At 59.0% G+C, this 22757-nt stretch carries 16 protein-coding genes; 10 read left to right on the top strand and 6 right to left on the bottom strand.

The annotated features are described in order from the left end of the window. Positions 1-152: 152 nt before the first annotated feature. From N2A98_RS21695 to N2A98_RS21680, 4 genes are all read right to left on the bottom strand, one after another. The gene (locus N2A98_RS21695; RefSeq protein WP_275622625.1) at positions 153-4268 is read right to left on the bottom strand and encodes a membrane-targeted effector domain-containing toxin; all 4116 of its coding nucleotides are present in this window, start codon (positions 4266-4268) and stop codon (positions 153-155) included. 141 nt (positions 4269-4409) lie between these two features. Further along, a complete protein-coding gene (locus N2A98_RS21690) occupies positions 4410-5231 on the bottom strand; it encodes a M23 family metallopeptidase (RefSeq protein ID WP_032895399.1) in 822 nt (273 codons plus the stop codon). A 3-nt stretch (positions 5232-5234) separates the two neighbouring features. Beyond that, a complete protein-coding gene (gene xseA / locus N2A98_RS21685; RefSeq protein ID WP_161904601.1) occupies positions 5235-6614 on the bottom strand; it encodes an exodeoxyribonuclease VII large subunit in 1380 nt (459 codons plus the stop codon). Positions 6615-6624: 10 nt separating this feature from the next. After that, positions 6625-7515, bottom strand: coding sequence for a LysR family transcriptional regulator (locus tag N2A98_RS21680; RefSeq protein WP_069557283.1), 891 nt, complete (start codon positions 7513-7515; stop codon positions 6625-6627). A 101-nt stretch (positions 7516-7616) separates the two neighbouring features. Between N2A98_RS21680 and N2A98_RS21675 the strand changes: the two genes are divergently transcribed. The 7 genes from N2A98_RS21675 (at position 7617) to N2A98_RS21645 (ending at position 16079) form a co-directional block, all read left to right on the top strand. Continuing rightward, the gene (locus N2A98_RS21675) at positions 7617-8384 is read left to right on the top strand and encodes a sulfite exporter TauE/SafE family protein (protein ID WP_044268074.1); all 768 of its coding nucleotides are present in this window, start codon (positions 7617-7619) and stop codon (positions 8382-8384) included. Between the two features lie 155 nt (positions 8385-8539). Beyond that, on the top strand, positions 8540-9088 hold the full coding sequence (locus N2A98_RS21670; RefSeq protein WP_032895403.1) for a hypothetical protein: 549 nt from the start codon (positions 8540-8542) through the stop codon (positions 9086-9088). Positions 9089-9306: 218 nt separating this feature from the next. After that, complete coding sequence (guaB, locus tag N2A98_RS21665) at positions 9307-10776, top strand: IMP dehydrogenase (protein WP_003193998.1); 1470 nt, start codon at positions 9307-9309, stop codon at positions 10774-10776. Between the two features lie 80 nt (positions 10777-10856). After that, a complete protein-coding gene (guaA, locus tag N2A98_RS21660) occupies positions 10857-12434 on the top strand; it encodes a glutamine-hydrolyzing GMP synthase (RefSeq protein WP_078466377.1) in 1578 nt (525 codons plus the stop codon). A gap of 243 nt (positions 12435-12677) precedes the next feature. Beyond that, positions 12678-14132, top strand: coding sequence for a TrkH family potassium uptake protein (locus tag N2A98_RS21655; protein WP_044268070.1), 1455 nt, complete (start codon positions 12678-12680; stop codon positions 14130-14132). Positions 14133-14248: 116 nt separating this feature from the next. After that, positions 14249-15022: an SDR family oxidoreductase gene (locus N2A98_RS21650; protein ID WP_275622624.1), complete on the top strand. Its 774-nt coding sequence runs from the start codon at positions 14249-14251 to the stop codon at positions 15020-15022. 151 nt (positions 15023-15173) lie between these two features. After that, positions 15174-16079 (top strand): LysR family transcriptional regulator, encoded by a 906-nt coding sequence (locus tag N2A98_RS21645; RefSeq protein ID WP_275622623.1) that lies wholly within the window; start codon positions 15174-15176, stop codon positions 16077-16079. A 219-nt stretch (positions 16080-16298) separates the two neighbouring features. On the opposite strand, the gene N2A98_RS21640 is transcribed toward N2A98_RS21645, so the two are convergent. Together N2A98_RS21640 and treR are read right to left on the bottom strand one after the other, a co-directional pair. Then, positions 16299-17069: an APH(3')-II family aminoglycoside O-phosphotransferase gene (locus tag N2A98_RS21640; protein ID WP_044268061.1), complete on the bottom strand. Its 771-nt coding sequence runs from the start codon at positions 17067-17069 to the stop codon at positions 16299-16301. 14 nt (positions 17070-17083) lie between these two features. Then, positions 17084-17788: a trehalose operon repressor gene (treR, locus tag N2A98_RS21635; protein ID WP_032895407.1), complete on the bottom strand. Its 705-nt coding sequence runs from the start codon at positions 17786-17788 to the stop codon at positions 17084-17086. Positions 17789-18042: 254 nt separating this feature from the next. On the opposite strand from treR, the gene treP reads away from it, so the two are divergent. From treP to N2A98_RS21620, 3 genes are all read left to right on the top strand, one after another. Then, positions 18043-19485 carry a PTS system trehalose-specific EIIBC component gene (gene treP / locus N2A98_RS21630; protein WP_014719803.1) on the top strand — a complete coding sequence of 481 codons (1443 nt, stop codon included), beginning with the start codon at positions 18043-18045 and terminating at the stop codon, positions 19483-19485. 122 nt (positions 19486-19607) lie between these two features. Beyond that, the gene (gene treC, locus N2A98_RS21625; protein WP_044268055.1) at positions 19608-21254 is read left to right on the top strand and encodes an alpha,alpha-phosphotrehalase; all 1647 of its coding nucleotides are present in this window, start codon (positions 19608-19610) and stop codon (positions 21252-21254) included. Between the two features lie 166 nt (positions 21255-21420). Continuing rightward, a complete protein-coding gene (locus tag N2A98_RS21620) occupies positions 21421-22641 on the top strand; it encodes a carbohydrate porin (RefSeq protein ID WP_044268053.1) in 1221 nt (406 codons plus the stop codon). Positions 22642-22757: the final 116 nt, after the last annotated feature.

The following is a 22757-nucleotide window of genomic DNA, read 5'->3' as shown; positions in this document are numbered from 1 at the left end:
GTGGGTGGTGGATGTCGGATGGTTCCTGTCGCAACTGTAAGAGGTGTGCAACAGCTTGCTTCGAAGTCACCGCTTTTGAGGGGGCGATGGTAAAGGCGGGCAGGTGTGTGGCGTGGCGCGCTGATTCAGTCAGCGCGCCGTCGTCAGGTTGATCAAGACGTTTTGAGGTAGGGGTCGACGTTCTGGTGGACTTGGTAGTCCCCCACCGTTGCATCGGCGGCGAACTTTTCTTCAGGTGCCGGACGCGAGCCGGTGTTTTTGACGGCATTACTGCTGGCGCCTTGCGGTGCGTCATACACGCCTACGCTGACGGCCCCGGTTTGCTCAGCGATGCCGGGGACGCCCTGGGTGGTGTTCATGTGCCTTCTTCCCACTACGGCGATCCACTTTTCCCCAGGGGGGGTCTGCTGAATAATCTTGCTGGCAAAGTAATTGAACTCACGCAGCCGGTCAGTGGTGTGCGCCGCGTTACCTGCTTCACCTATGGGCGTTCGGGTTATGTGCATCGTCATATGTTCATGTTCGAGACCTACGATTTTAATACCATGTTGTTGCGCGGCAGCGAGCACGTCATCGCGTGTAGGCGTACCGCGTTTATACTTTTTCGCATCAGCGGGCGTCTGCCATACCCCATCCACCCCGCTGGCGCTATTCCAGTAGGCCCCCTCCAGGTACAGGGTCGTGACGCCTGAATCTGCGTAACCCTGCATGTTCTTTATCAGCATGACGTTGGTGGAAATCTGATCGTGCTTCTCTCCAAATACGATACCGTCCGAGACGCGCAGCAGTTCACGTGTCATTTCGCCGGGAGAGGTGTCAGGCGTCAGAGCCGGCATGTTCGGGCGAGGTCTCGGTGCGACGGCATGATTGGCATAAGATTCAGTCATCCCTTCTCTGAACCAGCGTATCGCCATGCGCCTGTAGCATGGTTGGGTGCTTGAATCAGGTAGGCCTACGATCAGGTAATCGACGAAATTTATATTCCAGTGTTGTTGAATGTGATTTTTCCTATGCCGCCTGCCACCAGGCAGTTGATTGATGCGCCATTCGCCATTGCCGGCCGATTGCAGGGAGGCCACCGTTCTGCTGCTTCTGGACGCCGTCGCTGGGGCATTCGGATCAATGATATTGACGTGCCCGTTGCGGGCGTGGAATGCCGAGTCGATCTGGTAAACCCGGTTTTCTCCGGTACTGTCGGTAAAGCGCACGTACCAGTTGTCCCCCACGTTGTACGTGCCGTCGGGCCTTAACGGGCGACCGGTGATGACCTCATTCGGCACAGTGTAGGCGCTCAGGTCGCGGGTTGGCCGGGCGACCGGGGTGGCGACGCTTGTCACGCCACTGCTGGTAGAGGCAGTGGCTGGCGGTGTGCTGGGCGGGGTTCCCGTCGAGGTGCCGGTCACTTGACGTGGCGCAGGCGCGCGTGCCGTTGTCGACTGTCTGAAGACAGGCCGTAGTGGCCCTGCACGCACACCCTTGATACCGGTTGTAGCCAGTAGGAAATCAATATAAAGCGTCTGCGCCAGGCCGGGATTTTTCATGAGCTTGGGCAACAGTTTTCTGTTGGCGCGCAAAGCGATTAAAGCGGCTTTGCTCAGATGAGTCGTGGTGCTTGCGACCTTGCCGGCACCTGGCAAAAAGTCCAGGAATAGCATTCCCACTTCGACGCCAAACGTGGCCTTATTGATGAACGATTGCTTGGCCACTTCTGCACTGCTGACGGATTGATGGTCTGCCTTGTCGACGATCATCTGAACGTTTTGCTGGTACAGGTGATCCTGGACATTGCCCCTTATTGGTTTGAGTGCCGAGCCACCGAGCATGACCTTTGTACTTTTGTCGGCTATGTCCAGGACTTTATCGGGCGCCAGGGCGGTGAATGGATTGTTGGGGATATCCCTGACGACCTCGTCGAATTCAGCTACATCATCTTTCTTGACCGGTGATTTTCTGTCCGCGATATAGGCTTTCCACGCGTCTTTTTTCAATAAGGCGTCCATTGCCTTCTGGTCCGCAACTTCGCGAAACGCGATGCCGTCGGGCGCCTTGGGCGTGTAGAGCACCAATGAAGAATCGACCTTGTTGCCAATCACCATCACTCCATGAACCGGCTGTCCGTAGTCGTACAGGGCATTGGCGATAATGTTCTGGCCATCGACTTTGGGGCGGTTGGCGGGGTTGGGGTGGTCCAGGATTGCCGTAACCCATTGCGCTGCGCGTTTGCTGTTCTTGTCTTCGGCGGCCTGCTCTGTATAGGCCGTAGGGTTGAGCTCCGCGAGAAAGGCGTCTTTCTCCATGGCATCGCTCAGGTTGGTTTTCCACGCCTCCCGTAGAGGTGAAGGGGCATCAGGTGCCAGTTCTTTTTTAAGCAGCTTGTCGTATTCGCCTCCCACATCTGCAGCCTTGATCAAGGCTTTTAGCTGTTCATCATTGAGTATGATCGGCTTGCCACGGCTATCGCGAATCGGGTTGCCCTGGGTGTCAATCAACGGCAGTGTCAGTGTGATAGTGGTTTTTTTCTGAATACTTCTTGGAAGAAAACCGGTGGGGTTTTTCAGCGCCAGATCCGTCAGTGAAAGCTGTTTTTGTTCTGACGAGGTCGTTACGCGGTTACCCATTATTGACATGGCCACGTCCGCTAGGACGAAGTTGGTCGAATTGTCCCGGGTTGTGGTTTGGTCTATTTTCACCGTTAATTTATCGGCATCAATCTGCGCAGTGGGGTACAGCTTCCTGATAGCCTCGTTCATCCTGTTGCGAGCGAAGTCCGACAGGGACGGGATTTTTTCAAGCAGGGGCAGTAACGCGTCAGTGCTCTTTTTCTCCCACTGTTCCAGTTTCAGGAAGATGGCTTCTTGAGCCGGGGTCAGGTTTTTCAACCACTGCGGTTGTTGTTTTTCGATCAACTTGGCGTTGTAAGCCAACAGGGCATTGGTGCTGTCGAGCTGGTACGACCAGTCGGCGGCGTCATCTATGGCTTGGGCTGACGTCGGGTCCGTCAGTGGGTTAGCTGGCGTAGTGGCTGTCAGTGTCTGGGTGAGCTGTTTATTGATTTCCTCTTGCTGGCGCTTGAGCATCCACGGAATGCCCTCTGCCAGTACCTCCGCAGCCACAGGCTCAACGCGCCATGTCAGGTCATCTCCCGAGGGCTGTTCTGTTCGGTTTTGCAGCGCCAACGGCAGCGTTTGCAACAACAGTTCGGCCTCTACTCCACCTTCATCAAGGCGCTTGGCCAATGCTTCGCGGGCTTGGGCGGGTGTGGCGAACTCCTCGAACCCTTTACTTGGGGTATACAGAACCACCGGGCCGTGGCTGTCGTCGAGCGCTAAGGACCGACCTTTAGGCCATGCGGGCTCGGTCGCGAAGGAGCCGTCGGTCTGGGTGATGAGGAAGGTCCCCGCCAGCAGTGCACCCCGTTCAGTACCGTCATCCACGGTGAGTGGGTACACCCCAGGGCGGGCACCGTCAGCAAAGGCATTTTCCCGCGCGGCCAAGGTGGGGTATTGCAGCGCCGTGTCGATCAGTTGTTTGCTCGCCGGGCTCAAGGTGCCATCGTTGGCGCGCGCTGCGGCCACGGTTGCCAGTTGCTGCTTGTACAAGGCCAACAGTTCGTTCTGTGGTGTGGTTCGCACGTGCGGGTTGTGCGGGCTTTGGCGAGGCGTGGTCCAGAACTTCTGTTGCGTGGTCGCGTATTGGACGATGCGCTGGGCAATCGTGTGCAGTGAGTGCGAAGGGGTAACCAGGGTGGGCGGCACACCGGTACTGCCCCGGGTGAAAAAATCTCCGTATAGGTTGTTGCCTTCGCCTGCTTTTTTCCCAGGGTTACGCAGCTGTTCCTGGATTTCTTTATGCAGTGCGTCGAGAAAGGGTTCTACAGACAGCGTTTTTATACTGCCATCGTTTTGCTTGCGCCAACGCTTGAAGGTGAGGTCTGCAACATTGAGGTGGGGCTGGTCGGGAAACAGTGTGGCCAGTTGTTGCTGCAGGAAAGTCTTGAAGTTCGGTTGCTCTTTGTAGAGCTGCTGTATCGCATGGGCGGCTTCGTTGTGTTGCTCTATGAGGCTGCTATTGCGTGGAGGTGTGACGGCGGCAGGTGGCGTACTTGGCGAATCGGGTACAGGCAAATCGTCTGGTGCGTAGGTCGAAGACGCTACGAACGGGGCGGCCTGGCTTTTTTCTAGGTGGGGTGTCGGTGTTCCGGCAGGTTGGTGAAAGGGTCGATGCTGATCCAAAGGGGTTTGGACTGTAGAACTGGCTGGCGCAAGCATAGAAACAACCTCATCACTTAATGGAAATGGTGTCGTTACGGTCCTTGTAAGTCGCCAGGTAAGTGATGGGGTGTGTTGGGTTGGTTCCGGCTGCAAATGTAAGGAAAGAGGTATGCCCTGTGCCAGGGCATTGGATAAAAATCAGGGTTGAAACGCGCCGATGAATATCGCCGGGTCTACCCGGGCATCGTTGAGGCTGATGTTCCAGTGCATATGCGGCCCGGTCGCACGGCCTGTCGAGCCGACCTTGCCCACCACTGCGCCGCGCACCAGTTGCTGGCCCACCTTCACGTCGATCTTGGACATATGGCAGAACATGCTGATAAAGCCCTGGCCGTGGTCGACGAACACCGTGTTGCCGTTGAAGAAGTAATTGCCCACCAGGATCACCTTGCCGTTCGCAGGCGTCTTGATCGGCGTACCGGCCGGCACCGCGAAGTCCAGGCCCGAGTGCGGGTTGCGCTCTTCGCCATTGAAGAAGCGCCGCACGCCAAACTTGCTCGACAACGGCCCGTTCACCGGTTTATCCAGTACCAGGTTGCTCGGCAGGTTCGGGCTGAAACTGCGGTAAGCCTTGATCTGCACGGCCAGCTCATTTTCGATGCGCTTGAGCTGGGCCGGGTCGGGGTTGACCTGGCTTTTGTTTTTCAAGGTGATGCGCTGTTCCGGGTACTTCTTGTAGCCGACGATAAACGGCAGGTTGCGCCCACCGCTGCTGATGCGCTCGTTACCGGGCTTGACCGTCAACGGGATGCCGACAATCGCCAGCCAGTTGTCCTGCTCCTTGACCACCAGCACCGGCTTGCCCTGGTAGGTGGCTTTCGGCGCCGTGGCCGAAGGGCCTAGTTCGACGACGGCCACGCCGCCAGGCACGGGTTTGTTCAGGGTTCGCGTGATGTAGCTGTCGGCGTGGGCGTTAAACGTGAGGCACAACAGCATCAACAGGCTCAGTAGGCGTGGCATCGATCAATCCAATAATGAAAGGGTGACGGGTGTCAGGTGGTTGTCTTCCACCCGCACTTGCAATTGGCCTTCACCCAGGCGCGCGGTGAGGCGCTGGCCGGTGTGGGTTTGTGCGGCGTTGCGAATCGCCTGGCCGCGCTCGTCCAACAGGATGCTGTAGCCACGGCCCAGGGTTGCCAGCGGGCTGACCACCTGCAACGTCTGCACCTGGCTTTGCAGTTGCAGGCGCCGCGCCTTGAGACCTTCGCGCATGGCGCGGGGCAGGCGTTCAGCGAGGCTGTCCAGGCGCTGGCGCAAGAGGGCCAGTTGACGGCCCGGGTGCTGGCCGGCGAGGCGGGTTTCCAGGCGGATCAAGCGCTCGCGACGGGTATTGAGGCTGCGCTCAAACGCACGACGCAAGCGCATGTCCAGGTCATCCAGGCGCTGGGCTTGTTGGCGCAAGCGCTCACCAGGGTGACGCAAGCGGCGGGCCATGCCTTCCAGGCGCAGGCGGCTGTGGCTCAGGCGGTTGCGCATCAGCATCACCAGGCGGCGCTGCAGGTTTTCTACCTGGCGCACCAGGTGGCTGGCGTCCGGGGCGAGCAACTCTGCGGCGGCGGAGGGAGTAGGGGCGCGCACGTCCGCCACGAAGTCGCTGATGGACACATCGGTTTCATGGCCGACGGCACTGACGATAGGGGTAACGCAGGCATCGATTGCGCGGGCCACGGCCTCTTCGTTGAAACACCAGAGGTCTTCCAGGGAGCCGCCGCCACGGGCCAGGATCAGCGCGTCGAAACCGCGTGCGTCGGCGAGTTTCAGCGCTCGCACAATCTGCGCGATCGCTTCGCGGCCTTGCACGGCGGTAGGGATCAGGGTCAGCTCAACGCTCGGCGCGCGGCGGCGGAACACGCTGATGATGTCGCGAATCACCGCACCGGTGGGTGAGCTGATAATGCCAATGCGCCGAGGATGCACCGGCAGCGCCACTTTGCGTTCGGCACTGAACAGGCCTTCGGCGCTGAGTTTTTCCTTCAAAGCATCAAAGGCCAGGCGCAGCGCACCATCCCCGGCCGGCTCCACGGTGTCGAGGATCAGTTGGTAATCGCCACGGCCCTCGAACAACGAGACCTTGCCGCGCACCTTCACCGCCAGGCCGTCTTTCAGTGCCTGGCGTACCCGCGCCGCGTTATTGCGAAACAGCGCGCAACGCACCTGGGCGCCACTGTCCTTGAGCGTGAAATACACATGACCGGAAGCCGGGCGGGCGAGGTTGGAGATCTCGCCTTCCACCCAGATATTGGTGAATACGTCTTCCAGCAACACCCGCGCACGGCCGTTGAGTTGGCTGACAGTCAGGACTTCGCGGTCCAGGCCCAAGCGGGCAAAAGGATCTTTAATCATGGGCGGCAGTTTATAGGCATTCGTGCAGGGTTTGACAGAATTGCTCCACCAGCGCGTTCGGCGCTTGCGCGCAGGCCAGCGCTACGGTGCTGTGGCAGTCCGGGTCGGCCAAGGGCAAAAAATGCACATTGGGCGGGGCAATGTCCTGCATGGATTTTGGTAACAAGGCAATACCGAAGCCGGCCTGGATCAATTGCAACTGCGTGGTCTTGCGCGACATCACCCGCGCAGCCTTGGGGAAAAAACCGGCGCGCATGCACAATTCGGCTGACAGATAACTCAGCCCGCCGCGCTGAGGGTGGGGGATCGAAATAAACGCCTCGTCCTTGAGTTGCATTAATTCGACCGCTGCGTTGCCACGTGCCAACGGGTGACCCGTCGGCACTGCCAGCGCCAACGGCTCGGTGTACAAAGGCACCACGCGCACGCCTTCGCGCTGGCGCAACACCGGCAACCGCAGCAGGCCGACGTCCAGGCGCCCCTCGGCGATTTCTTCCAGTTGGGCTTCGGAGGAGAGCTTGACGATATCCATCGACACACCCGGGCAGCGCTCCAGCCACATGCTGATGCCTTGCAGTAACGCGCCGCTCATCGGCACGGTGCTCGAATGGCTCAGGCGCAAGGTGCCGAGTTGGCCATGGCCCACTTGCGTCGCCAGGTCGCTGGCCTTGAGCAACTCACTCAGCAGGTTGCGCGCCCGTGGGTAGAAGGCTTCGCCGGCGGCCGTCAGCCGTGGCTGGCGTGCCGTGCGTTCGAACAGCGGGGTTTGCAGGTGGGATTCCAGCGCCTTGATCTGCCGGCTCAACGCCGATTGCGCCACGAACAGGCGTTCGGCCGCGGCACTGTAGCTGCCGCTGTCGGCGATTTCGACGAAATAACGCAGTTGGCGAGTGGAGATCACAAGTCATGCCTTTTTGAGATGGGTAGCGAGCTTTGAAGATATTAGTCGCAACACTCGTCGATGGCTAAAGTGAGTGGCATCTGAAATAGAAGGAATAAGTCATGAGCCCGGTTGAGCTGATGAGCCAGTGGTCGTTCGGCGGTGTTGATTGGCTGGTGATCGGCCTGGGCGTGACGGTGGCTTACATCGTGTTCGGCATTGCCGGATTCGGTACCGCGCTGGTGGCGGGGCCGATCCTGATTCTATTCATGCCGCTGTCGAAGATCATCCCGTTGCTGGTGCTTCTGGACTTTGTCGCGGCGTTTGGCGGTTTGCTGCAAACCCGGCGCGATGTGAACAAGCCGGAACTGTTGCGGTTGCTGCCCTGCATGGCCATCGGCTGCACCTTGGGGGTGGTGTTTTTGCTTAACCTGCATTCGGACCTGTTGCTGTTGTTGATGGGGCTGTTTATCAGCGCCTACGCGATTTACAGCCTGGCGGTGAAAGCTCGGCCGACTCAGTTGGCGGCGGGCTGGTCGATTCCCATGGGCACTGTGGGTGGCCTGTTTGGTGCGCTATTTGGCAGTGGCGGCTTTTTATATGCGATCTATCTGAATAGCCGTTTGCCCAAGGACGCAGCGCGGGCCACGCAAAGCGCGCTGATCAGTTGCAGCACGGTGGTGCGTTTGAGTCTGTTCCTGATTGCCGGGGTGTATGCCGATTGGCCGTTATTGATGTTGGCGGTTTGTCTGTTGCCGGCGATGGTTCTGGGGTTGTGGTGTGGGCGCAGGCTGACGATGCGGTTGTCCCGTGAGGCGTTCGTGCGGTTGGTGACCTGGTTGGTGTTGGCCAGTGGTATTGCGTTGATCGGGCGGTATTTGAGTACTTGACCGGTTTTTTTCAGGGATTAAGCTGCCAGCCTTCAGGGCCTCTTCGCGAGCAAGCCCGCTCCCACAGTCGACCGCATTTAATCCTGCAGGATCGCGGTCGAATGTGGGAGCGGGCTTGCTCGCGAAGGCGTCAGACGGCACACCGCAGGACTCCCATGAATTCCCAAAGCATCCTTGTCCCGAAAATCTCCACCTTGCCCGTCCACGAACCCCGCGCCCGGGCGATTGTGCGCTGGCTGGTGCGCAAGAACATCATCAAGGAAGAGCTCACCACTTGCGGGCGTACCGGCAACCGCATGGGCTACGCCCTGGCCGATGGTGCCCGCGCCGTGGTGCTGCACCCCGAGGCGCTGCCATTCAACGAGCCGGTCAACGGTTTGGAGATCATCTACAAGCGTTGCATCTACACGCCGGCCAAGGGGTTCCTCGAAGAAGCTGGCTGCCCGGAGTGCCTCAAGGAAGTCGGCGAGGCGCTGTTTGAAAGCCTGGAAGACTGGATGCCTGGCCACACCGATAACTTCACCTGCCCGCTATGTGGGCATGAAGACGACATCAATGGCTTCCTGTTCCTGCAGGAATGCGGGTTTTCCAACCTGGGCTTTATCTTCAACAACTGGGCAGAGGCGGGCTTCAAGCAGAGCTTTATCGACGAGTTTGCCGACTGGTTGGACCAGAAGATTGCCTGGGTCAAAGTTGAGCTGTAGGAGCGAGCTTGCTCGCGAAAATCGTCAACGATAACGGGGTGAGTCTGATTTAACGCGGTGCCTTTGCCTCCTTCGCGAGCAAGCTCGCTCCTACAGAAAAAGCTGCGGGTTTTCTCCATCTATCAGTATTACCAAGTTTGTCAGAGTTTTACATTGAGCCCGGCAGGGTGCATGTATATAATGGCGCGCTTCCATTTTCCCGCTCGGGAGCCCCCGCGATGCTGCGTATCAGCCAAGAAGCTCTGACATTCGACGACATTCTCCTAGTGCCCGGTTATTCCGAGGTGCTTCCTAACGAAGTCAGTCTCAAGACCCGCCTAACCCGTGGCATCGAGCTGAATATTCCCCTGGTTTCTGCTGCCATGGACACCGTCACCGAAGCCCGTTTGGCAATCGCCATGGCTCAGGAAGGCGGCATCGGCATCATCCACAAGAACATGACCATCGAGCAGCAAGCTGCCGAAGTGCGCAAGGTCAAGCGTTACGAAGCCGGTGTGGTGAAAGATCCGATCACCATCGAAGCCGACGCCACCGTGCGTGACCTGTTCGAACTCACTCGCATGCACAACATCTCCGGCGTCCCGGTGCTGCACGATGGCGACCTGGTCGGCATCGTCACTTCCCGTGACGTGCGTTTCGAGAACCGCCTTGAAGTCACCGTCCGTGAAGTGATGACGCCTAAAGAGCGCCTCGTCACCGTCAAGGAAGGCGCCGACAAGAACGATGTGCGCGAACTGCTGCACAAGCACCGCATCGAGCGCGTGCTGATCGTCGACGACAAATTCGCCCTCAAAGGTATGATGACCGTCAACGACATCGAAAAAGCCAAGGCTTACCCGCTGGCCAGCAAGGATGACCAAGGTCGTCTGCGCGTTGGCGCTGCGGTCGGTACCGGTAAAGACACCGGTGACCGCGTCTCGGCCCTGGTCGCTGCCGGTGTTGACGTGGTGGTGGTCGACACCGCCCACGGCCACTCCAAAGGCGTGATCGACCGTGTGCGTTGGGTCAAGCAGAACTTCCCTGACGTGCAGGTGATCGGCGGCAACATCGCCACCGGCGCTGCCGCCAAGGCCCTGGCCGAAGCGGGCGCCGATGCAGTCAAGGTCGGTATCGGCCCAGGCTCCATCTGCACCACGCGTATCGTTGCCGGTGTCGGCGTGCCGCAGATCAGCGCCATCGCCAACGTTGCCGCTGCCCTTGAAGGCACAGGCGTACCGTTGATCGCCGACGGCGGCATCCGTTTCTCCGGTGACCTGTCCAAGGCCATCGTTGCCGGTGCCTCCTGCGTGATGATGGGCTCGATGTTTGCCGGTACCGAAGAGGCGCCAGGCGAGATCGAACTGTTCCAGGGCCGTTCGTACAAGGCTTACCGTGGCATGGGTTCGCTGGGCGCCATGTCCCAGGCGCAGGGCTCTTCCGACCGTTACTTCCAGGACTCTTCGGCAGGCGCCGAGAAGCTCGTACCGGAAGGCATCGAAGGCCGTGTGCCGTACAAAGGCACCCTGAGCGCGATCATCCACCAACTGATGGGCGGCCTGCGTTCCTCGATGGGCTACACCGGCAGCGCCAACATCGAAGAAATGCGCACCAAGCCAGAGTTCGTGCGGATCACCGGCGCCGGCATGGCTGAGTCCCATGTCCACGACGTGCAGATCACCAAGGAAGCGCCAAACTACCGTGTAGGTTGAGCCTTCCAGCAAAATGTTAAGTAACCGGGGCTGTTCTTCAGCCCCGAGTTGTTTCTGATTCATTAGACGAGACTGACTTCATGGCCCTCGACATTCACGCCCACCGCATCCTGATCCTCGACTTCGGTTCCCAGTACACCCAGCTGATCGCCCGCCGCGTGCGTGAAATCGGCGTGTACTGCGAACTGCACCCGTTCGACATGGACGATGAAGCGATCCGCGAATTCGCACCTAAAGGCGTCATTCTCGCCGGTGGCCCCGAGTCCGTTCACGAAGCCAACAGCCCGCGCTGCCCGCAAGCGGTATTCGACCTGGGCGTGCCGGTGTTCGGCATCTGCTACGGCATGCAGACCATGGCCGAGCAACTGGGCGGCAAGGTTGAAGGTTCCGAACTGCGTGAATTCGGTTATGCCCGTGTCGACGTGGTTGGCAAGAGCCGCCTGCTGGATGGCATCGAAGACCACATCGACGCCGACGGCCTGTTCGGCCTCGACGTGTGGATGAGCCACGGTGACAAGGTCACCAAGATGCCGGAAGACTTCCACATCCTGGCCAGCACCCCAAGCTGCCCGATCGCTGGTATGTTCAGCGACGAGCGTCGCTACTACGGCGTGCAGTTCCACCCGGAAGTGACCCACACCAAGCAAGGTGGGCGCATCCTGTCGCGTTTCATCCTCGACATCTGCGAGTGTGAAGCTCTGTGGACCCCGTCGAAAATCGCTGAAGACGCCATCGCCCAGGTGCGCGCCCAGGTCGGCACCGACAACGTGCTGCTCGGCCTGTCCGGCGGCGTGGACTCCTCGGTTGTGGCGGCCTTGCTGCACAAGGCCATCGGCGACCAGCTGACCTGCGTATTTGTCGACAACGGCCTGCTGCGCCTGCACGAAGGTGAGCAAGTGATGGCCATGTTCGCCGAGAACATGGGCGTCAAGGTGATCCGCGCCAACGCTGAGGAACAGTTCCTCAACAACCTGGCCGGCGAGTCCGACCCGGAGAAGAAGCGCAAGATCATCGGCCGCACCTTCATCGACGTATTCGATGCCGAGTCCACCAAACTGGACAACATCAAGTACCTCGCCCAGGGCACCATCTACCCCGACGTGATCGAGTCGGCCGGCGCCAAGAGCGGCAAGGCCCACGTGATCAAATCCCACCACAACGTGGGTGGCCTGCCTGAGGAAATGAACCTCAAGCTGGTAGAACCGCTGCGTGAGCTGTTCAAGGACGAAGTCCGTCGTCTGGGCCTGGAACTGGGCCTGCCGTACGACATGGTCTACCGCCACCCATTCCCAGGCCCGGGCCTGGGCGTGCGTATCCTGGGTGAAGTGAAAAAGGAATACGCCGACCTGCTGCGTCGCGCCGACCACATCTTCATCGAAGAACTGCGCAAGGCCGACTGGTACCACAAGGTCAGCCAGGCATTCGTGGTGTTCCAGCCGGTGAAATCGGTTGGCGTTGTCGGCGATGGCCGCCGTTACGCGTGGGTTGTTGCACTGCGTGCCGTAGAGACGATCGACTTCATGACAGCGCGTTGGGCACACCTGCCTTACGAACTGTTGGAGACGGTCAGCGGCCGTATCATCAATGAGATCGAAGGTATTTCCCGCGTGACCTATGACGTGTCGAGCAAGCCGCCGGCGACGATTGAGTGGGAATGATGGGACGCCCGGCATTGTCCGGCACCCACTAGCAAAAAATGCCCTGAAGCCCGCGTAATTGCGGGCTTTTGGCTTTTTTGGGTTGTCACTTTCAGCCACTTTGTGCATCGCCAGGTATGGGTGGCTACCCCTTCGACACGCGTCGCCTGACTAATCGCGCGTAAAAATTTTACGGAGAATTTACGCAGCCTGTTTGGGGGGGCATCCGATACTGCGCGGTGCTCATTTCGGAACGCTACTGTGATGTCACTCGCAGCAATTCGGCTTATCGGCTTCATCTTAGGTATTTTTTTGATCACGCTGGCCGTCAGCATGGCTATTCCCATGATTACGCTGGTGGTCTATGAGCGCAGCGACGATCTCTCGGCCTTCCTCTGGGCGAGTTTGATTACGCTTATTTGCGGTCTTCTGTTGATCGTGCGAGGGCGCCCCGATACTGGCCATCTTCGCCCAAGGGACATGTACTTGCTGACTACCGCAAGCTGGGTAGTTGTGTGCACGTTCGCCGCGTTACCCATGGTATTCATCAGTCATATCAGTTACACCGACGCCTTCTTTGAAACGATGTCTGGCATCACAACCACTGGCTCGACCGTACTCAGCGGTCTGGATAGTTCATCTCCCGGATTGCTGATCTGGCGTTCGATGCTCCATTGGTTGGGCGGCATCGGTTTTATCGGCATGGCTGTGGCGATTCTTCCACTTTTGCGCATCGGCGGGATGCGTCTGTTCCAGACAGAGTCCTCAGATTGGTCTGAGAAAGTGACCCCTCGCTCCCATGTGGCAGCCAAGTACATTCTTTTGCTCTATCTGGGGCTTACGGGCCTCGGAACCCTGTCGCTCTGGCTCGCTGGAATGACGCCATTTGAAGCGGTCAACCATGCGATGTCGCTGATCTCTACCGGAGGATTCTCAACCTCGGACGCCTCCCTTGGGCATTGGACGCAACCAGCGATTCACTGGGTGGCAGTAGCCATCATGGTTCTGGGCAGCCTGCCATTCACCTTGTACGTTGCAACATTGCGAGGTAATCGGCGTGCGTTGATCAGGGATCACCAGGTGCGCGGATTTATTGGATTCTTGCTCATCACATCGCTGGCTGTGGGTACCTGGCTGCACGTTCACAGCGATCATGGATGGTGGGATGCGTTTCGTATCGTGGCCGTCAATGTGACCTCGGTGGTCACGACCACTGGCGTTGCGGTGGGCGACTACACCTTGTGGGGCAGCTTCGCGGTCTTGCTGTTTTTCTATTTAACCTTTGTCGGAGGCTGTTCCGGCTCAACGGCAGGCGGTCTTAAAATCTTCCGATTTCAAGTAGCTGCCGCTTTACTGGTCAGCAGCTTGAAGCAGTTGATCCATCCTCGAGCCGTGATTCAGAAAAAATACAACGGCCATCCCATCGACGAGGAGATTGTGCGCTCGCTTTTGACCTTCTCGTTTTTCTTCACCATCACGATTGCCGTTATCGCTTTGGGCCTGGCGCTCATTGGGCTTGATTGGATAACCGCGTTGAGCGGCGCCGCCACGGCGGTGTGTAACGTCGGGCCAGGTCTGGGCACCATCATTGGGCCGGCCGGCAATTTTTCATCATTGCCGGATGCGGCCAAATGGTTACTTACCGTTGGAATGCTTCTGGGAAGGTTGGAAATCCTGACGGTGCTGGTACTCGTAACTCCGGTTTTCAGAAGGTACTGAAATTCTGGATTAGGTTGTTTTTCTGGATTATTCATCCAGCCAGCGGTGGTTTATCGCGCTGGGTGAAGCCGCCTAAGCTGAACTCTCCATCGAATCGTGAAGAAGGAGATTCCCCCATGACAGACCATTCCATCCGAGGCAAAGTCGTTCTAATCGCCGGCGGCGCCAAGAATCTTGGGGGGGTGATCGCGCGCGACCTGGCCGCTCAGGGCGCCAAGGCAGTCGCGATCCACTACAACAGTGTGGCGTCCAAGGTCGATGCCGATGCAACTGTCGTCGCAGTGCAAGCCAGCGGTGCGCAGGCTGTGGCGTTGCAGGGCGACCTGACAACGGCCGGCGCCGTCGAAAAGCTGTTCGCCGATGCTGTCGCTGCTGTCGGCAAGCCCGACATCGCCATCAATACCGTCGGTAAGGTGCTCAAGAAGCCAATGGCCGAAATCAGCGAGGCGGAGTACGACGAGATGACGGCAGTCAATTCGAAGACCGCTTTCTTTTTTCTCAAGGAAGCCGGCAAGCACCTCAACGACAACGGCAAGATCTGCACCGTAGTGACCTCGCTGCTGGGCGCTTTTACGCCGTTCTATGCCGCCTACGCAGGCACAAAATCGCCCGTGGAGCATTTCACTCGCGCCGCCTCCAAGGAGTTCGGTGCGCGCGGTATTTCGGTGACGGCGGTCGGCCCAGGCCCGATGGACACGCCATTTTTCTATCCGGCCGAGGGTGCCGATGCAGTGGCGTATCACAAGACGGCTGCGGCGCTTTCAACATCCAGCAAAACTGGCCTGACCGACATCCAGGATGTAGTGCCCTTTATTCGGCACTTGGTAAGCGACGGATGGTGGATTACTGGACAGACCATCCTCATTAATGGTGGGTACACCACCAAATAAGCCGCGGCGGCACCGTTTTGCCGATATAAGGAAAAATCACCAACGGACAGCACCCCGGTGGCGGGGTGCGAGTACGATGAATGCCTTGGTTTTGCTGGATGAGGGGGTGTTGCGCCTCCTCAGTTAGAGCGGGCGCTATGGAAAGGGATGAATGGATAGGCTCGATCAGTACCGCATATTTGTTCAGGTTGCCGAGATGGGCAGTTTCATCAACGCTGCCCATGCGCTGCAAGTGCCGCGGGCGTCGGTGTCGGCTGCTGTGCAGCAACTCGAATCGACCATGGGCACGCGCTTGCTGCACCGAACGACGCGACATGTGCGGCTGACCGCTGATGGTGTGCAATTGTTGGAGCGGGTGCGTCTGTTCCTTTGCGACGCGGAAGACATTGATCAGTTATTTCATGCCAGCCAACGCAAGATTTCGGGGCGTCTGAATGTGGACGTGCCTAGCCGTATTGCTCGTCGGCTGATTGCCCCTGCGTTGCCAGGCTTTTTGCGCCGCTATCCTCGCCTCCAGTTGGCGTTGGGTTCGACCGATCGCGCGATTGATCTGGTGCAGGAGGGTGTTGACTGTGCCGTGCGGATTGGAGCGCTGCACGACAGCAGTCTGGTCGCGCTTCCCTTGGGTCATATCGCATTGATCAACTGCGCCAGCCCAGGCTACCTGCACGAGCATGGTGTGCCGACCAAGCCGGATGAGCTGCTGCAAGGACACTTTTGCGTGGGGTATGCCTCGCCTTCCACAGGGCGGGAGCTTCCCTGGGACTGCTATGTGTCGGGTGAGGAGCGGCAGCTTGTCGTACCCAGTCGGGTGATCGTCAACAACGCTGAAAGCTACATCGCCTGTTGCGTCTCGGGGGTGGGATTGATCCAGATTCCCAGATTTGACGTTCAGCACCTGCTCGACGCAGGCGAACTGGTTGAGGTTATGCCCGACTTTCGTGCCGCGCCGATGCAGGTATCGCTTGTCTATCCGAACCGCAGGCAACGTTCTCGTCGTCTTAACGCATTCCTCGAGTGGTTCCAGGCCTTGGTGCAACCTCACCTGGACCGCTGATTATTAGGGAAGTAGTGATCGAATCAAATCCGTATCGAACGGTGTTGTCCCTTGATCAGGCGCAAACACCGTCTGTGCCAGCTGGGGTAACAAAAGAGGGGGCGCTTCGCGACCCAGCGGGAGCAGGCTCCCTCGCCACGGGTTGCTTTGTGTCCTGTAAGTGGCGGCACTACGACTTAAACTGAGGGTGTAGAGAGGGTATCGACAGTACGCTCAGTGTCAGAAAAACTCATCCAGCAGACAATAGAACTTCATACGCTGCTCATCGGGCTCAACGCCATAAACCTCGAAAAATGGCTTCACCCATTCCTGCCCCAGGTTGCTTTCAATACTTCGTGCTGCCAGGGCAAGGTCTTGGAACCGATCGCTGACCCCGAGGCGTCCACAGTCGATGAAGCCGCTGAAGCAACCCTCTGCTGCCATGAAATTCGGCAGGCACGCGTCGCCATGGGTCACTACCAGATCATGAGTCTTTGGCTGAGTCGCCACCAGTTCGGCAAACACATCCTCAGCGCTTTGCCCCAGTCGCTCGTCATCGAAGTCTGCCTCGTCCACGAGGCCGGCACTGACGTGCTCCCGTGCGCGTGCAATGCGCAGCTCAAGGGAGTGATCGAAGGGGCAGAGGGCCACGGGTAACTGGTGTAAAGCACGCAGCGCGGTTGCCAGGATGTGAATGATTTGCCCGGCAGGAAGCTCGTTGGTGCTGGCCAGGTCCCGTCCCGGTACGGCGGTCATCAGTAACCAATGGCGATGGACCTCTTTAACTTCATCCAAGACCGCAGGCGCCGACAGACCCATGTGCTGCAGCCACCTAAGCCGATCAATTTCGTCTGCCAACTCACCGTGTTCCTCGAGGGGCTCGGATTTCAGGAACAGATCCGTGCCACTGTCTTGGCGCAGGCGAAAGACGTCAGCGCGCGATTCACCAATGGCCTGTTGTTCAATCAGCGCATGGGGGAATTGTTCACGCCATTTTTGGGGGATATTCATCGCTGTCTCTGGCTTTAGCGCCGCGCCACATCCGAAAAGTAAAACTTATCCAACGTATGCCGCGACTCGGTGTACTCGAATTGCCTTCCATCCTGCAAAAACGTCTGGTTGCTCACCACAATCACATGGCTTTGCCCATCCAGATCCAGATGCGCCTGGTCGTCCTTGCTGCGCGGCAAGGCTTCGATGGTGCGTTGCGCGTAGCTGATCTGCAGCTGCAGCGTTTGCTCGATAAACGCGTAGATCGACTGCTCGGCGATGTCGCGGTCCAGGCCGGGAATCAGGTCGCTGATGAAATGGTTGATGTCCAGGATCACCCGTTTGCCGCCGATGCGGCGTACCCGTTTGATGCGCGTGATCAGGGTGCCGGGCTCGGCCTCGATGTGTTGCAGCAGTGACCCTTCCAGTGGGATCTGGGTGAACTCGACCACCTCGGTGCGTACGTCATCACCCAGGTCGGCGTGGGTCTCGTGGAAGCTGACGATGCCGCCCAGTTGGAACTCAATCGGGTTGGGCGACAACACAAAGGTGCCCTTGCCGTGGATTTTTTGTGCAAAGCCGCGTTCCTGCAACTGCTCGATGGCGCGCCGCACGGTGCCACGGCTGGCCTGGTAGGCGTCCATCAATTCGGTTTCGGAGGGAAGGCGCGTACCGCGTTGCAGGCGTTCGGTGGTGATGCTGGCAAGCAGATCCGTATAGATCTGGTTGTATTTGCTCATGGGATGGCTCTTGCCCGGCGTTATGAAGGTGGACTGCGCGTTCAAGGCAGGAACCATAGTGGCAGAGGTGGGGTTTGTCCATTGGACAGCGGTGCGAGCTGGGGAAAAATCTGACAGAAAGCTCGCAGGCATAAACAAAAGTGTAACTCGTACAGACGAGTTGTTGATTTAACTCGTACAGACGAGTACTTTTCCCTTCTCGGCGTGCTGCCAACGACTGCCACCCATAAAAACAATCACAGTGGAAAACGAGCATGAGCCACGACTATTCAACGATTGCCCGCGAGATTCTCGACAACCTCGGGGGCCGCGAAAACCTTGAACAGGCCGCCCATTGCGTGACCCGCCTGCGCCTGGCGCTCAAGGACCCCAGCCTGGTCAACAGCAGTGCGCTGAACCAGGTAGACCTGGTCAAAGGGTCGTTCTTTACCGGTGGCCTGTTCCAGGTGGTGATCGGCCCCGGCGAAGTGGAAAAGGTCTACGCCGCCCTGCGCGAACTGACCGGCCTTGCCGCCTCGACTATTGCCGACGTCAAGAAGGCCGGCGGCGACAAGACCAACCCCATGCAGCGTCTGGTGCGGGTGTTCTCCGATGTGTTCATGCCGATCCTGCCCGCGCTGATCATCGCGGGCCTGTTGATGGGCGTGAACAACCTGATGGGCGCCAAGGGCATGTTCATCGAAGGCAAGACGCTGCTGGAGGCCTACCCGAACCTGGATGGCCTGTGGAGCCTGATCAACCTGATGGCCAACACCTCCTTCGTGTTCCTGCCGGCGCTGGTGGGCTGGTCGGCGGCCAAGCGGTTCGGCGGCAGTGAAATCCTCGGCATCGTGCTGGGCCTGATGCTGGTGCACCCGGACCTGCTCAACGCCTGGAACTACGGCAAGGCGGTCGCTGGCCTCGACGGCCAGAGCCTGCCGTACTTCGATATCTTCGGTTGGTTCCAGATCGAGAAAGTCGGCTATCAAGGGCAGATCCTGCCGATCCTGATGGCGGCCTTTGTCATGAGCGTGATCGAAAAGTGGCTGCGGGCGCGGGTGCCGAATGCCATTCAACTGCTGGTCGTGCCGATCACCACCATCGTCGTCACCGGTGTGCTCGCCCTGGCGATCATCGGCCCGGTGACCCGTCACCTTGGCATCCTGATCACCGAAGGTTTGGTGACGCTGTTCGAGATCGCCCCGATGATCGGCGGCGCGATTTTCGGCCTGCTCTACGCGCCGCTGGTGATCACCGGCATGCACCACATGTTCCTGGCGGTCGACCTGCAGCTTATTTCCACCCAGGGCGGCACCTTTATCTGGCCGATGATCGTCATGTCCAACCTGGCCCAGGGCAGCGCCGCCCTCGGGGTGTTCTACATGACCCGCAACGCGCGGGACAAAAGCATGGCCTCGACCTCGGCGATTTCCGCTTACTTCGGCATCACTGAGCCGGCGATGTTCGGCGTGAACCTGCGCTTCAAGTTTCCGTTCTATGCCGCGCTGCTGGGCTCGGCGCTGGGCAGCATTTTCCTGTCGTTGAACAAGGTGCAGGCCTCGGCCATCGGCGTCGGTGGGCTGCCCGGGTTTATCTCGATTGTGCCGAGCGCCATTCCGATGTTCGTGATTGGCATGGTCGTGGCGATGGTCGTGCCGTTTGCGCTGACGTGCATGTTGAGCATGAAGATTGTTCGGCCTGGTTACCGGGTCGCCTGAAGGTCGTTATCGCAGGCAAGCCAGCTCCCACAGTGATTTGTGAACACATTCAAATGTGGGAGCTGGCTTGCCTGCGATGAGGCCAGAAGGGCCAGCCCCCAACTCTACTGAAGGAACCCACCATGCAAACCTGGCAACACTCGGTGATCTACCAGATCTACCCCAAAAGCTTCCACAGCCACGCGGGTAACGCCACCGGTGACCTGTTGGGCATCGTGGACAAACTCGACTACCTCAAGTGGCTGGGCGTGGATTGCCTGTGGGTCACCCCGTTCCTGCGCTCGCCCCAGCGCGACAACGGCTACGACATCAGCGACTACTACGCCATCGACCCCAGCTACGGCACCATGGCCGATTGCGAGCTGCTGATCAGCGAAGCCGCCAAGCGTGGCATCAAGCTGATGCTCGACATCGTGGTCAACCACACCTCCATCGAACACGAATGGTTCCAGCAGGCGCGCAGCAGCCTCGACAACCCCTACCGCGACTTCTATATCTGGCGCGACCAGCCGAACAACTGGGAATCCAAGTTCGGCGGTTCGGCCTGGGAATACGAAGCGCAGACCGGCCAGTACTACCTGCACCTGTTCGACCACACCCAGGCCGACCTCAATTGGGACAACCCCCAGGTGCGCGCCGAAGTATTCAAGATGATGCGCTTCTGGCGCGACAAAGGCGTGGGTGGGTTCCGCCTGGATGTGATCAACCTGATCTCCAAGCCCGCCGATTTCCCCGAGGACAACAGCGACGGCCGCCGTTTCTACACCGACGGCCCGAACGTGCATGAATACCTGCAGCAAATGCACCGTGAAGTCTTTGAAGGCCATGACCTGATCAACGTGGGTGAGATGTCATCCACCCGCCTGGAACACTGCATTCGCTATTCGAATCCAGCGTCTAAAGAACTGTCGATGACGTTTAACTTCCATCACCTGAAAGTCGATTACCCCAACCTGCAGAAGTGGGTGAAGGCCGACTTCGACTTCCTGCAACTCAAGCAGATTTTCTCCGACTGGCAGATGGGCATGCAGGCCGGTGGCGGCTGGAATGCGTTGTTCTGGTGCAACCACGATCAGCCGCGGGTGGTTTCGCGTTTTGGTGACGACGGCGAATATCGCGTGGTCTCGGCCAAGATGCTCGCCACGGCGCTGCACTTTCTGCAGGGCACGCCGTATGTGTATCAGGGCGAAGAGCTGGGCATGACCAACCCCGGCTTCGACAGCATCTCGCAGTACCGTGATGTGGAAACCCTGAACATCTTCCGGCTCAAGCGCGATGCGGGCGAGTCCGAAGCCTCGAGCATGGCGGCGATCATGCAGAAGTCCCGCGACAACGGGCGTACGCCCATGCAGTGGAGCACCGAAGCGAACGCGGGGTTCAGTCGCGGTGAACCCTGGATCGGTATCCCCGCCAATGCCGCGCAGATCAACGTCGCAAGCCAGATGGATGACCCGGATTCAGTGCTGCATCACTACCGCAGGCTGATCGACTTGCGCCGCCGCGAACCGCTGATACAGCAAGGCGTTTACCGCCCGTTGCTGCAAGACCATCTCCAGGTCTGGGCGTACCTGCGTGAAGGTCACGGCGAGCGCCTGTTGGTAGTCAACAACTTCTATGGATCACCGTGCGAGATCCAACTGCCTGAAGGCGTGATCAACGCCGCGAACGAGCAACGCCTGCTGATCAGCAACTACCCCGACTGCCCACCGCGCACGAGCACGCTGGTGCTACGCCCTTATGAATCCTTCGTGCTGCACCTGACGGGTTGAAACACCCCCTGTAGGAGCGAGCTCGCTCGCGAAGATCGCCAACGAAAACGCGCCCCTCCAGGTGTTGCGTGGAGGCTGCAAGTTCTTCGCGAGCAAGCTCGCTCCTACAGGTGATCGCGTCACGCAAGACCGTAAGAAAAAACAATAAAAATAAAAGGAGCGCTTCATGAAAACAACAATCAAGCTGGGCCTTATAGCGTCCTGCCTCACGGTGCCTTTCGGCGCCCAAGCCCTGGAGTTTGCCGGGTATTTGCGCAGCGGTGTGGGCACGTCAACCGGAAGTGGCAAGCAGCAATGTTTCCAACTGCCGGGTGCGCAAACCAAATACCGCCTGGGTAACGAATGCGAGCAGTACGCCGAGCTGGAACTGCGTCAGGATTTGCTGACCCTTGACGATGGTTCGGTGCTCAGCGTCGATGCCATGGCTTCCCTCTACAACAAGTACGACCGCGCCCTGAAGTTCCAGGGTGAAAACAACGGCTCGGCGCGCATGCCACAGATGTATGCGCAGTGGTCCAACCTGCCCAGCCTCAATGGCGGTTCGCTGTGGGCCGGGCGGCGTTACTACAAGCGTAACGACATCCATATCTCCGACTTCTACTACTGGAACCAGAGCGCCACCGGTGGCGGGATCGAGGACGTGCTGATCGGCGGATTGAAATACAGCTACGCGCTGTCGCGCAAAGACAACCTGTACCAGAAGGAATACGCCACCCGTCACGACTTCAACGTCGCAGGTTTCAAGACCAACCCCGGTGGCGAGCTGGAGCTGGGCTTGAGCTACATCGCCAAGGCCGGTGGACGTGACACAAACAGCGGCTGGGCGCTGACGGCGCAGCATGTGCAAGCGGCCTTCCTGGGCGGCAAGAACAAGTTTGCCCTGCAGTACGGCGAAGGCCCCGGCACCGGCCTGGGCTACACCGGCAATACCGCGCTGGACAAGAGCAGCAAAAGTTACCGCGCGGTGGAGTTCTTTGATTGGCAGGTAACGCCGCGTTTCGGCGGGCAAGTCGAGGCGGTGTACCAGAAAGATGTGCGCCCAGGGCGTCAGGACCAGAACTGGATGTCCTTGGGTGTGCGCCCGGCGTATGCGCTCAGCGAGCAATTCAAACTGGTCACTGAGCTGGGGCACGATCAGGTCGAGGCCACAGGCGGTACGCGCAAATTGAGCAAATTTACCTTCGCCCCGACCTGGTCGCCCAAAGGCCCTGAATTCTGGGCACGGCCGGAGGTGCGGTTGTATTACACCTATGCATCCTGGAACAAAGCGGCCAAGCGTGCGGCCAATGAGCTGGCGGCGGGCTCGGCGTTGTCCGACACCGGCGCCTATGGCACGGCGCGGCATGGCTCGAACATAGGCATGCAGGTCGAATATTGGTGGAAGTAATCAGGAGGGAGTACGCGGGCTAATGTGGGAGCGGGCTTGCTCGCGAATGCAGTGGGGCAGTCAGTGAATGTGTCGCCTGATACACCGCATTCGCGAGCAAGCCCGCTCCCACACTG

Origin of the sequence: Pseudomonas sp. FJ2-5-13, from assembly GCF_029201605.1 — a bacterium.
Taxonomy (GTDB): domain Bacteria; phylum Pseudomonadota; class Gammaproteobacteria; order Pseudomonadales; family Pseudomonadaceae; genus Aquipseudomonas; species Aquipseudomonas lactis.
The sequence above is the reverse complement of the archived record's forward strand: the minus strand, read 5'-3'. Positions and strand labels throughout refer to the sequence as shown.